This is a genomic window from Sinobacterium caligoides (assembly GCF_003752585.1).
Lineage (GTDB): Bacteria > Pseudomonadota > Gammaproteobacteria > Pseudomonadales > Sinobacteriaceae > Sinobacterium > Sinobacterium caligoides.
Genome location: NZ_RKHR01000004.1, coordinates 166515 through 179360 on the forward strand (window position 1 = coordinate 166515; position 12846 = coordinate 179360).

The window sequence follows — 12846 nt, forward strand, 5'->3', positions numbered from 1 at the left end:
AATTAAAGCGTAGAAACCCTTCGGTCCAAGGCAGCCTTAAGCCCAGGCCCGTCGGTTATCGTCTCTACTTCTTTTTGCGGGGTGCAATAACCATAGTAAGCTGGCGGCCTTCCATCTTGGGAAACTGCTCAACACTACCATAATCAGCAAGATCGACTTCGATGCGCTTGAGTAAATCCATACCCAATTGCTGGTGAGCCATCTCACGACCACGAAAACGCAAGGTTATCTTGGTCTTGTCCCCATGTTCCAAGAACTTAGTCAGTGAGCGCAACTTAATGTTGTAGTCACCAATGTCAGTACCAGGACGGAACTTCATCTCTTTGATCGTCGTACGCACTTGCTTTCGCTTAGCTTCCTTCGCGCGTTTCTTCTTCTCAAAGTATTCTTTGCCGTAGTCTTGCAGCTTGCAGACTACTGGCTCATTGTCACTCATCTGCACGAGGTCAAGGCTGGCAGCTTCGGCCGCGGCTAACGCATCGCGGAAGTCCATCACACCCATCTTCTCGCCTTCTGCGCCGATGAGCATAACTTCTTTGGCCTTGATGGCTCCGTTTATCTTAGGACGCTTATCGCCCTTAGCGTTGTCTCTTTTAATCGTTTTTCTCCATAGAAACACGGCCACGTCGAGCTACGTCTGCCTGAATGTGAGTAATGAACTCGTCGATAGACATAACACCGAGGTCTTCACCACCTCGCGCTCGCACAGCCACGGTCTGAGATTCAATTTCCTTATCACCAACGACTAGCTGATAAGGGACCTTCTGAATTGTGTGCTGGCGGATTTTAAAGCCGATCTTCTCATTTCTCAAGTCCGCTTGTGCCCTAAAGCCCAATTTATTTAGTTTATCGGCCAAATTAGCGCAATATTCCGCCTGTGAGTCGGTAATATTCAGAATCGACACCTGTTCGGGTGCCAGCCAAGCTGGGAAGACACCTTCGTAATGTTCGATCAAAATGCCGATGAAACGCTCAAACGAACCCAAAATGGCTCGGTGCAACATCACCGGTGCTTTACGCTGATCGTCGAGATCGACATATTTGGCATCGAGACGCCCTGGCATTGAGAAATCGACCTGAATAGTACCCAACTGCCAGACACGGCCGATACAGTCTTTCAGTGAGAACTCGATCTTAGGGCCGTAGAAGGCACCCTCACCCGGCAGCTCCTGCCAAGGTAAGCCTTTATTATCAAGAGCATCAGCCAATGCCTTCTCTGCGGCATCCCAATCTTCATCAGAACCCACACGCTTTTCTGGACGTGTCGACAGACGATAGATAACCTCATCGAAGCCAAAGTCTTTATAAACATCGTGCAGGAAGTCGATGAACGACGACACTTCGGGCTGAATCTGCTCCTCGGTACAGAAGATGTGTGCATCATCCTGTACAAAACCACGCACACGCATGATGCCGTGTAACGAGCCTGAGGGCTCATTACGGTGACACGAGCCAAACTCAGCGAGACGCAGCGGCAGGTCACGGTATGAACGCAGGCCTTGGTTAAAGACCTGTACATGGCAGGGGCAGTTCATCGGCTTAACAGCGAACTGACGCTCTTCGGTATTCAGCATAAACATATCGTCGCTGAACTTGTCAGCGTGACCAGAGCGCTCCCAAAGACTAAGATCGACCAGCTGCGGGGTCTTGATCTCTTGGTAGTCGTGCTCACGCTGCTTGTTGCGCATATAGCTTTCAATAGTGTTGTAGATGGTCCAGCCCTTCGGGTGCCAGAACACCATGCCTGGTGCCTCTTCCTGCATGTGGAAGAGATCAAGCTTCTTACCGATCTTGCGGTGATCACGCTTCTCGGCTTCTTCGATACGGCGAATGTACTGCTTAAGCTGCTTCTTATTACCCCAGGCGGTACCGTAGATACGCTGTAGCATCTCGTTGTTAGAGTCACCACGCCAATAAGCGCCCGCCACCTTGGTCAACTTAAAGACCTGTAGTTTACCGGTGCTCGGCACATGGGGACCGCGACACAGATCCATCCAATCACCCTGCTTGTAGACAGAGATATCCTCTGACTCTGGCAGCTCCTTGATGATCTCTACCTTGTACTTCTCACCCATTTCGCTAAAGGTCTTCACCGCTTCTTCGCGGCTCATCACTACACGTTCAATGGCGAGGTTCTCCCTCGACAACTCGACCATGCGCGCCTCGATCTTCTCGAGATCTTCAGGCGTGAAAGCACGTTCAAAGGCGAAATCGTAGAAAAAGCCGTCCTCGATGACGGGACCAATAGTAACCTGAGCGCCCGGGAAAATATCCTGGGTCGCCATCGCCAACAAGTGCGCCGTGGAGTGGCGAATAGTATCGAGCCCCTCCTCATCACGCTCGGTGATAATGGCCAAGGTGGCGTCATTTTCAATCATGTAAGAGGCGTCAACCAAGACATCGTCGACCTTACCAGCGAGCGTTGCTTTTGCGAGGCCGGCACCAATATCGGCGGCGACGTCATGCACACTGACAGCTTGATCAAATGAGCGAGTAGATCCATCGGGGAGAGTAATAACAGGCATTTTCTTTCCTCAACCAGTGGTGACCCATACCAGAGGCCACATAGTTCAATATATATAGTTTAAGTCGATGTAATAGGTGTCGTTTCAAGCCAATCAGCCCTGCACTCAATGCCCGTTCTGGGCAAAAAAAGCAGTTTAAGCAAAGCCTTAAACAACACCCTCAGTGCCACCCAGACAGAACGGGGACACAAAATAGCGCTCAATTATAGGCCAGCCCAGCAAAACTGCAATACGTAAAGGCCGTGGAAAGCTCAGCCCTGTCTTTTATCTACATTTAAAACAACACGTTTTCGCATTTCGCAGTTGTTCACTACACTAAAACGACTCCATGCAAAAAAAGAATACGACTATGGACTTCTGGCGCTTTCATGCCATCGACAATGGCCGCTTAGCAATCACGGGAGAGCTTGCTCTTTTCGTCGCTGTGCTGTCACTCACGATCTCCGTCCTCGCTGCCTACGCGACCATCATCGCCCTGGAACGTGCTTGGGCTTGCGATAATCGCAAGCTTAACAACCAATGGGCACTGTTAGCTGCCCTAGCACTCGCCATCGGCGTCTGGACGATGCATTTCATCGGTATGCTAGCCCTCAGACTCCCCACCCCCATCCATTACGACACCGCAATCACCATCGTCTCAATGCTGCCGGTAATCTTTGGTAGCTTCGCCGCACTCAAACTACTGGCGAATAACAGCCCCAGTTGGCAGCGCATACAAGTAGCGGCACTGTTTTTTACCTGTGGCGTTGTCGCCATGCATTACTGTGGCATGGAGGCGATGACTGTTGACGCTGAAATGACTTATTCACCCACCCTCTTGCTGCTCTCTTTCGTCATCACCCAGGGCTTAGCCACACTGGCGATCTCTATGGGCGGCATTGCCCAGTGCCTGAGGCAACAGCGTATGGCAAAGATCCTCGCCGCCTGCGTTGCTGGTCTCGCGATCGCCGGCATGCACTATAGCAGCATGAGCGTTGTCAGCTTTTACCCAACCATCGACACGGCGACCACTGCGGCAGCGCTCCCTCCTCACCTCGTAATGACGGACAACAGCACCCTCGCGTTAGTCATCACCACGATTTCCGCGCTACTCATCGGCTTATTAATTGTCAGTGCGATATTCGACCGCCGATTACAAAGCGTTGTCATCGATCTGCAGAACAAATCGAGACGCGAGCAGATGATCGTCGACAACCTATTCGATGGCATTGTCGTGATCAATTGCAACAACCGTATCGACACCTTCAACAAGGCCTTCCTAAAACTCTGTCAACACACGGGAAGAGAGGTGGATAAGATGCAAATCAGCACGCTGCTGCCGGCACTTGACTATCACTCGCTGCTCATAGACAGCCAACAATCAGACAGTCGCTTCATCAATAAGACCAGCCGCATCAAGCTCATCAAAAAAGATGGCAGCCAAATTTTCTGCGAAGCTACCATCGCCCCCATCACCGTCAACACGCACATCCTATTCAACGCTTCTTTTCGCGACATCAGTAAGCGCGAAGCGCTAGAGCTGCAGTTGGCGCATGCACAAAAGCTGGAGTCCATCGGTCAACTGGCCGCCGGCATCGCTCATGAGATCAACACCCCGACACAATATATCGCCAGCAATATCGCCTTCCTCAAGGATGCCTTTCAAGGCTGTATCGACAGTCTGCAGCACGGACAAACGTTCAGTAGTAGCCTCAGCGGGGACGATCGTCATTACTTCCAACAGTCGCTGAACCAGCTCAAGTTTGATTTCATCAGCACAGAAATTCCGCAGGCCATCGAACAGTCACTGGAGGGTCTTGAGCGCGTTTCCAGCATCGTCAAAGCCATGAAGTCTTTCTCTTATCCCAGTCACGGCGACAAACACCTTGTCGATCTTGGCGAGGCCATCGCCACCACCGTCACCGTCGCACGTAACGAATGGCGATACGTTGCCGATGTGCATCTCGACATCGCTAGCGACTTACCGCCTATCGATGGTCTACGTGACGAAATCAACCAGGTACTACTCAATATGATCGTTAACGCCGCCCATGCCATCGAAGACCGCTATCAAAACAATGAACAAAAAGGCCGTATCGACATCGTCGCTCACTTCGACTCGGAGTATTGCTATATCGACATCAAAGACGACGGCATGGGTATCAGCAACGAACATAAGAAACGCATCTTCGACCCCTTCTTCACCACCAAAGAAGTCGGCAGAGGTACCGGCCAAGGGCTCAGCATTGCCTACTCGGTGATTAACGAGAAGCACAACGGAGCCATAGTCGTCGATTCCCATCTCGGCAAAGGCACTACGTTCACGATCAAACTGCCGTATCTACAAGAGGCGTCACAGCAACAGGAAATGGCTTCATCTCAACAACACCTTTCTCAACAACACCTTTCCCAACAACACCTTTCTCAACAACACGGCAACCAGCCCGCGTCTACGACGAAGGCAGGGCCGTCATGAGAGCGCTATTTGTCGATGATGACGCCTTGCTCTTACAGGGTATGAAACGCGCTTTTTTTGCCAGCGACTGGCTTATCAGTACAGCCTCTAACGGTGACGAGGCGATGCAGCAGCTCGCTCAGCAACACTACGATGTCGTCGTCAGCGATATTCGCATGCCCCAAATGAGCGGCGGCGAGCTATTCGCTAAGATAAAGCAGCAACATCCGCGCACCATCCGCATCGTCTTATCCGGACAGCCCGGCATTCACGCCCCCGTCGCCACCAGTATGGTGGCGCACCACTGGCTCGACAAACCCTGTAGCATTCTTGAGCTAAAAGACACCCTCGATAGAAGCTACCAGAACCTGCAGCAAATCAACTCAGAGCCTTTACAGCGGCTAATCGCCCGCGCCGGGGCGCTACCTACTCCCCCGCCCATCATCTTGGCATTGAAAAACCGCCTCAAACAACTCTCCAGCATCGATGAAATCAGTCAGCTCATTCTTAGAGACCCAGGGCTAAGCGCCAAAATACTGCACATTGCTAACGCCTCTTATATTGCAGGCAACAACCCCACCAACAACCTACACGAGGCCGTCACTCGGCTCGGCCTAGATGCCGTTCATCAGGTCGTTCTGCTGGCCGAGCCACACATGTTCAACTGCCCGCAACAAAACAAACAACTGGTCAAATTACAACAACACGCCCGCAGCTGCGCCAAGCTTGCACAACAGATCGCACCGTCGATAAAAAAAACCGAAGCGATGTTAGCTGCTCTGTTGCACCGCCTCGGCGACACCTTGCTCATTAGCTGCCAGTGTAGCGAACGCCTGCCCATCGATATCAGCCAACAAATCAGTAGCCAGCTCCTGCAATTATGGGGCTTCCCACGAGGCATCATCGAGGCCGTATTGCACTGTCGTAACGCCGAGACCGCACTGAACGATATCGACGATGTGAGCCAGCTGCGCAGCGCCGACGCCATCTTCATTGCCAACACTTTACTCAGTGGTGGCCAGCTCGACCAACGTTTCAGCGCACAACCCCGCATCTCCCCCCTGCTATCGCTCTGGCAACAAAGCAGCCAGAGCCTCAATCACACTGCCCACCACAGCCTCGAACCGCAAGGAGCCGCTTATGAACCCTAACACGAAGATACTCTGTGTCGATGACGACCCCAACATCTTAGATAGCATGACGCGTAGCCTCTACCAACACTGCCGCCTAACTACCGCTCTCAGCGGCAAGAGCGCACTGGAAGAGATGGACAAACAGGAATTTGCCGTGATCATTTCCGACATGCGCATGCCACAGATGGATGGTGCCAGCTTTCTCGCCCTGGCGAAGCAGAAAGCCCCCAATAGCACACGTTTATTATTGACCGGGCACGCCGACATCGACGCCGCTGGCAAGGCGATTAACGAGGGAAATATTTTCCGCTTTCTATTCAAGCCCTGCGTCAACGAGGAGCTAATCAGTCACCTGCAAGACGCCAACCGGCTGCATCAACTGAACAAGATCGAGAAAGAGCTGCTCGAAAACACCCTCAAAGGGGCTATCAATATGCTCAACAGCATCATGAGCATCACCGCCCCCGAAGCCTTCAGCCGCACCGATAACATTAAAAGGCTCGTCGTGCACATGGCACGCTGCTGCGGCCAGAGCGATCACTGGCAATACGAAATGGCCGCCATGCTCTCCCACGTCGGCTGCATCACACTACCACCTGCACTACTCAAGCGCGCCTTCCGCGGCGACCTCCTCAACGACGAAGAGAAACGCTTGCTGCGCTCGGCACCGCGCGCCGGCGAAAAGATGGTAGCCAATATTCCGCGCCTCGAAAACGTCGCCAAGATGATCGGTCTACAGCTGGTACGACCAGAAAAGATCCCTAAACATGTCGCCGCCGAAGTGCGCAGCGGTGCCACCATGCTGCGCGTTGCGCACAACCTCGACAATATGATGCAGCGCGAAGGTATCAAAGCCGCAACGGCTGCCAGCAACCTTTCCGCGGCTTTTAGCACACCCTTCGAACAACAGTTACTACGTTACACCGCCAGCTTTGAGCTCGAACAAAACCCAGAGAACATTCGTCAACTTTCTTTCCAACAACTGCGTGTCGGCATGACCATCGACGAGGATGTTCTCGCCGATAACGGCAGCATCGTGCTGTGCCGAGGGCAGAGACTCAGCGCTGCACTCATTGACCGCCTACTAAACTTCTCTCGTCACACGCCCCTAAAACAGCCGGTGCGCGCCATTGTCAGCGCCTCCGTTAATTAACTCTTTTCTCGGTGAGCCTGATCCAGGTAGCGATACACCATATTAGGCTCACTGACCACGTACAAGTAACCCTTATCATCACTGGCAACACCTTCCGGCTGCAGCATCACATCATCGGTCAAATCTAGGTTTGGATCTAACTGCTTATAACTCAACAGGTGGCCGGTTTTATCAATTTCAGCAAGCAACTTCGAATCATCACTCAGCACCATCAACGTCTTGCTAACGGGGTTGTAATGCATACCAGAAAAATCATCCATATCCATGTGATCCACCATTTCTAGATCCCGAAGATCGTCGACGACAATATTCTCATCGGTCAAGAAGCCATCTATTTTTAAAATCTTCATTGGGTTGTTCTCACGGGCAACATAGATCGTGCCGGTGTCGCGTACCACAGCTAAACCTTCCCAACCCTTGTTATTGCAACCACCGGTATTCAAGGTAAAGCTTTTTACCTGCTCCTTATTTACCACCTCAGTATCGTCATGAACTTCGATCAAGTTGATCGCCTGCTGTCGCTCCTCTGCCACCACAAACCGGCCGTGCCCGGCATAGGCAATGGCTTCCGTATCGCAAAAACCCTCTAACTCAATACTGCGAACAACCTTAAACTCCTCATCCAGCTCCAATATCTTTGTGGGGGCGTTGATAACCACCCAAAGGTGGCCACTGTCGCTATCGTAGGTCACCCCCGAGAGGTTATCCTCAATGCCTGCTATCGCATGACCGTCAACCATGCTGCCATACCGTTCCAAACTTATCTCGCTGTCATCTGCCATCAATTCTTGGGTGATAGAAAGCAGCCTGTCATCAACATTGTAGGCATAGAGCACCGTTGCCATCATCATCAACAACACTGTTAAAGACAGCGCTAATCTGGGTTTTATACACATAAAGAGTACCGTATGGGCTTGATCGGTGGCGAGCAAAAAACGATCAAATAGGTTGATTTTCCAACAAACTACTGAACTTTACCCGGCAAAACAATGATCCCACTCAGCCAAAACATCACTCAACGCACTGCGCATGGAAAACTTTCCAAAACCGTTAAATAGCTCACAAAGTGAGCAGTTTTTTCTTGTCGATCGGTCATCGCGCAAGCTCACCTCAATCCAGGTGGCATGCTTGAATGCTTCTACGATGCCCATTACTATCGGTAGACAATAAAAACAGCGACTAAGGAAAGCTGCAGCATGACCATTACTGACAAGAAGAAGGTGCAGCACAGCCTAAAGCCCAGTGCCCACCCGTACTTAAACGGCGCCTGGACGCCTAACTTCACCGAATATACCGCCACCGAGATGACGGTCATTGGTGAAATCCCCCACGACATCGACGGTGTCTACCTACGCAACACTGAAAATCCCGTACACGAGGCCATCGGCCATTACCACCCCTTCGATGGTGATGGCATGCTGCACGCCATGAGCTTCAAAGATGGTAAGGCCGAGTACCGTAATCGCTTCATTCGTACCAAAGGCTTTAATGCAGAGCAGGAGGCTGGGCGAGCGCTATGGACAGGTATCGCCAACGATCCCACCCTTTCAGAACGACCCGGCTGGGGTGCACAGGGGCACGTCAAAGACTCCTCCTCTACCGACGTCGTGGTCCATGCGGGCAAGGTACTCTCGACGTTCTGGCAATGTGGCGAGGGCTATCAATTGGACCCTCATACCCTAGCCCCCCTCGGCACCGTCGGCTGGGCGCCTGCAGAGGGTATCTCCGCCCACCCAAAAGTCGACGAGCGCAGCGGCGAAATGCTGTTCTTCAACTACTCCAAACAACCGCCCTACCAACACTACGGTGTCGTCGACCGCAACAACCAACTCGTTCATTACACACCGGTGCCGCTACCCGGCCCGCGGCTGCCCCATGACATGGCGTTCTCGGAAAACTATTCTATTCTCGTCGACCTGCCACTGTACTGGGATCCCGAGTTACTAGAACAAGGCCGCCATCACGCCCGTTACTATGCCGACCAGCCGAGCCGTTTTGGCATCCTCCCACGCTACGGAACGGCCGATGACGTGCAGTGGTTTGAGGCGTCGGCCACCTATGTGCTGCACTGGATGAACGCCTACGAAGAGGGTGATGAAATCGTTCTCGATGGCTATTTTCAGGATAACCCCGACCCGGAGCCGCTACCCGGCTTACCGAAAACGGTAGGGAAAATGATGGCAAACCTGGATATTCACTCCTTTCAATCCAAGCTACACCGCTGGCGCTTCAACCTAAAGACCGGCGAGGTACAGGAGCAGCGACTGGACGAGCGCGCTCTCGAGTTTGGCACCTTCAACCAACAATACGCCGGCCGCAAATCACGCTACCTCTACAGTGTCTGGGGCGAACCCAACTGGTTCCTATTCTCGGGCATCGTCAAACACGACCTCGAGACGGGTGAATCCTTCAGCCTACCCTTTGGCGAACAACGCTTCGGCAGCGAGGCGCCTTTCGCGCCAAGGGTCAATGCCAAAGACGAAGATGATGGCTACCTAGTCAGCTTCATCACCGACATGAAGGAAGACCGCTCCGAGTGTGTACTCATCGACGCCAAAGACATCGAGGCAGGACCGGTCTGTCGCATCATTCTGCCACACCGCATCTGCAGCGGTACTCATGCAACTTGGGCCGACGGCGCTAGCCTACGCAAAGAAAAAAATAGCTAGCCACACAGAGGGCGTTTTAAACGCCCTTTGCAAACAGCAACAACAACAACAACAACAACAACAACAACAACAACAACAACAACAACATCCCAACCAACAACAAAAACCAATCACTCCACAAGATAGAAGCATCAACACTGCTCTGTTCGTAACTGACCAACAAGTTTTAAAGGACGGCTATTTAAATAAGAAAAAATCAGAAAATAAAAGCTTCAACACAACGGTTAAGGTTTATAAAAAAAAGTAACAATAAGTAAAAAGTAGTAGATCCACCTCAACCTTTTATTCGCCCACAGGCATATACTTCTCATCGTTAAATCCTCACACGAATTCTCTGCTTCATATTGGAGTACATTATGACGAGAGTATCTAAAAATATGGCGCATATACGGCGCATTCGACATCTAACGATGCCGTCTCATCGCGACTATTTCGACAACGCCTACCTCTTCCCGCACCAGCAATTATCTTCTTGATAAGCAGGGCCACTCTTCGCCCCTGCTTCATCAACCTCAAAAAACTCAGCAATACGCTATTACGGCATAGTTTTCAGCTATTACGCTAAACTTCTGCGCTCGAATTAAAGCACTCAATCTTTAATGTGCTTTGTCGTGCATTTTTTAGCCTTGGCCTAACAAAACTGTGCTTACGGCACCCTATTGCTGAAATTAAATAGAAATATTTTTTCTAATGCGTCTTCGCATTGGCCGAAGAGTCTCAAATTTAAAAAGGTTAAATCATGAAATCATTAAAAATTGCTGCCAGCCAATCTGTCACCGACTGCTTTACAACGAAAAGAAAAGTTGTCGATATTTTACACACCGACTTCTGCGACATCGGTGTCGTCGTCGCCTCTGTTACCGACGTTGAAAATGGCATTATTGATAGGATTAATAGCCTTGGCTTACACCTGCCTATTTTTATCGCCGTTTGCTGCAGCGAATCGTTTCCCGATGATAGCTGCACTGAAATTACTGGGGTCTTTGAGCTCTGCGCTGACAACGTCGACTTCTATGGCAAACAAGTAGAAACAGCACTGCTTAAGTATGAAGACTCCCTACTTCCTCCCTTCTTCGATACACTCAAAAAATACGTAGACATGGGTAACTCAACCTTTGCCTGCCCCGGCCATCAGGGCGGCCAATTCTTCCGTAAACACCCTGTTGGACGCCAATTCTTTGACTTCTTCGGCGAGACACTATTCCGCGCCGATATGTGTAACGCTGATGTTCACTTAGGCGACCTGCTGATCCATGAGGGCGCACCGAATACTGCGCAACAACATGCGGCTAAAGTCTTTAACGCCGATAAAACTTATTTCGTATTGAACGGCACCTCCTCTTCAAACAAGGTGGCTACTAACGCTATTTTATCCAAGGGTGACTTAGTCCTGTTCGACCGAAACAACCATAAGTCAAACCACCATGGTGCCTTAATTCAAGCCGGTGCAAACCCTGTTTACTTAGAGACGGCCCGTAATCCCTTTGGCTTTATTGGCGGCATTGATGCCCACTGTTTTAACGAAGAGTACTTACGCGAACAAATTCGAGCAACGGCACCGGAGCGTGCCGATGAACAGCGACCATTCCGACTGGCTATTATCCAGCTCGGGACCTATGACGGCACGATCTATAATGCCCGACAAGTCATCGATAAGATCGGCCACCTTTGCGACTACATCTTGTTTGACTCTGCGTGGGTAGGCTATGAGCAGTTTATTCCAATGATGAAAGATTGTTCGCCACTGCTGCTTGAGCTCACCGCAGAAGACCCCGGCATCCTCGTTACTCAATCAGTGCACAAACAACAAGCAGGCTTCTCTCAAACCTCGCAGATCCATAAAAAAGATAGCCACATCAAAGGCCAAGCCCGTTACTGCAATCACAAACGCTTTAATAACGCCTTCATGATGCATGCCTCAACCAGTCCCTTTTACCCCTTGTTTGCCGCGTTAGATGTCAACGCCAAAATGCACGAGGGCGAAAGTGGCCGTTACTTATGGCGCGAAGCCGTCAAGGCCGGCATCGAAGCACGCAAGTTGTTGCTCAAGAAATGTAGCCTGATAAAACCCTTCGTGCCACAACTTGTAGATGGTCAACCCTGGGAAAGCTTTGAGACAGAGAAGATGGCGAGCGACCTTCGCTTCTTTGAATTCGAACCTGGAAAAAGGTGGCACTCTTTCGATGGTTACGAAGAGGGGCAATACTTTGTCGACCCTTGTAAATTCCTGCTCACCACGCCCGGCATTAATGCTGAAACCGGCGAGTATGAAGAGTTCGGTATTCCCGCGACAATTCTCGCCAATTTCCTTCGTGAAAATAATATTATCCCGGAGAAGTGCGACCTTAACTCGATCTTATTCCTAATGACACCTGCGGAAGAGATCGCCAAAATGCAGCACCTCGTCGTGCAGATCGCCCACTTCGAGAAACTCGTTGAAGAGGACGCGCCACTATCCGTCGTCCTACCCAATGTCTACGCCGCAAATAAGGAGCGCTACCAGAACTACACCATCCGCCAACTGTGCCAAGAGATGCACGATCTCTATGTCAGCCGTAATGTCAAAGACTTACAAAGAGAGATGTTCCGAGAAAAATGCTTCCCTACCATTGCCTTGAACGCACAAGAGGCCAATACCGAGTTTGTTCGCGGCAACGGCGAGCTGGTACCACTCTCGGAGATTGAGGGACGTATTGCCTTAGAAGGCGCACTGCCCTACCCACCAGGCGTACTTTGCATGGTCCCTGGCGAGGTGTGGAATAGCACAGTGAAAAACTATTTCCTCGCACTTGAAGAAGGTATTAACCAGCTGCCTGGTTTCTCACCTGAACTGCAAGGGGTCTACCTCGAAGAGAATGCAGAGGGACGCATTTGTGCCTCTGGCTATGTCTTAAAAAACTAAACGACATTTAACGATCACGCTTTGTACAGA

The 12846-nt window shown here is 51.1% G+C and carries 11 protein-coding genes; 7 read left to right on the plus strand and 4 right to left on the minus strand.

All coding sequences use genetic code 11. The features are described 5' to 3' along the window. Window positions 1-64 precede the first annotated feature (64 nt). Together infC and thrS are read right to left on the minus strand one after the other, a co-directional pair. On the minus strand, window positions 65-625 hold the full coding sequence (infC, locus tag EDC56_RS07520) for a translation initiation factor IF-3 (protein WP_281273343.1): 561 nt from the start codon (window positions 623-625) through the stop codon (window positions 65-67). Continuing rightward, complete coding sequence (gene thrS / locus EDC56_RS07525) at window positions 594-2525, minus strand: threonine--tRNA ligase (protein WP_123711938.1); 1932 nt, start codon at window positions 2523-2525, stop codon at window positions 594-596. Before thrS ends, infC begins: the two co-directional genes overlap by 32 nt. 349 nt (window positions 2526-2874) lie before the next feature. On the opposite strand from thrS, the gene EDC56_RS07530 reads away from it, so the two are divergent. From EDC56_RS07530 to EDC56_RS07540, 3 genes are read left to right on the plus strand one after another with little or no spacing between them, the layout of a single operon-like run. Then, the gene (locus EDC56_RS07530) at window positions 2875-4980 is read left to right on the plus strand and encodes an MHYT domain-containing protein (RefSeq protein WP_211333605.1); all 2106 of its coding nucleotides are present in this window, start codon (window positions 2875-2877) and stop codon (window positions 4978-4980) included. Beyond that, on the plus strand, window positions 4977-6110 hold the full coding sequence (locus EDC56_RS07535) for an HDOD domain-containing protein (protein WP_123711940.1): 1134 nt from the start codon (window positions 4977-4979) through the stop codon (window positions 6108-6110). The genes EDC56_RS07530 and EDC56_RS07535 overlap by 4 nt, the downstream gene beginning before the upstream one ends. Continuing rightward, a complete protein-coding gene (locus EDC56_RS07540; RefSeq protein WP_123711941.1) occupies window positions 6100-7245 on the plus strand; it encodes a response regulator in 1146 nt (381 codons plus the stop codon). The genes EDC56_RS07535 and EDC56_RS07540 overlap by 11 nt, the downstream gene beginning before the upstream one ends. Here EDC56_RS07540 and EDC56_RS07545 read toward each other — a convergent pair. Together EDC56_RS07545 and EDC56_RS19785 are read right to left on the minus strand one after the other, a co-directional pair. Next, window positions 7242-8141: an SdiA-regulated domain-containing protein gene (locus tag EDC56_RS07545; protein ID WP_123711942.1), complete on the minus strand. Its 900-nt coding sequence runs from the start codon at window positions 8139-8141 to the stop codon at window positions 7242-7244. The genes EDC56_RS07540 and EDC56_RS07545 overlap by 4 nt on opposite strands. Window positions 8142-8219: 78 nt before the next feature. Then, on the minus strand, window positions 8220-8396 hold the full coding sequence (locus EDC56_RS19785; protein WP_211333606.1) for a hypothetical protein: 177 nt from the start codon (window positions 8394-8396) through the stop codon (window positions 8220-8222). Window positions 8397-8441: 45 nt separating this feature from the next. Here EDC56_RS19785 and EDC56_RS07550 point away from each other — a divergent pair, with 45 nt between their 5' ends. The 4 genes from EDC56_RS07550 to speF all read left to right on the plus strand — a co-directional run bounded on the left by EDC56_RS07550 (window position 8442) and on the right by speF (window position 12816). Then, the gene (locus tag EDC56_RS07550; RefSeq protein WP_123711943.1) at window positions 8442-9914 is read left to right on the plus strand and encodes a carotenoid oxygenase family protein; all 1473 of its coding nucleotides are present in this window, start codon (window positions 8442-8444) and stop codon (window positions 9912-9914) included. Next, window positions 9865-10161, plus strand: coding sequence for a hypothetical protein (locus EDC56_RS19790; RefSeq protein ID WP_211333607.1), 297 nt, complete (start codon window positions 9865-9867; stop codon window positions 10159-10161). The genes EDC56_RS07550 and EDC56_RS19790 overlap by 50 nt, the downstream gene beginning before the upstream one ends. 130 nt (window positions 10162-10291) lie before the next feature. Continuing rightward, the gene (gene speFL / locus EDC56_RS20090; protein ID WP_425452461.1) at window positions 10292-10390 is read left to right on the plus strand and encodes a leader peptide SpeFL; all 99 of its coding nucleotides are present in this window, start codon (window positions 10292-10294) and stop codon (window positions 10388-10390) included. A gap of 263 nt (window positions 10391-10653) precedes the next feature. Next, entirely contained in the window at window positions 10654-12816 is a 2163-nt protein-coding gene (speF, locus tag EDC56_RS07565) for an ornithine decarboxylase SpeF (protein ID WP_123711945.1), read from the plus strand. Window positions 12817-12846: the final 30 nt, after the last annotated feature.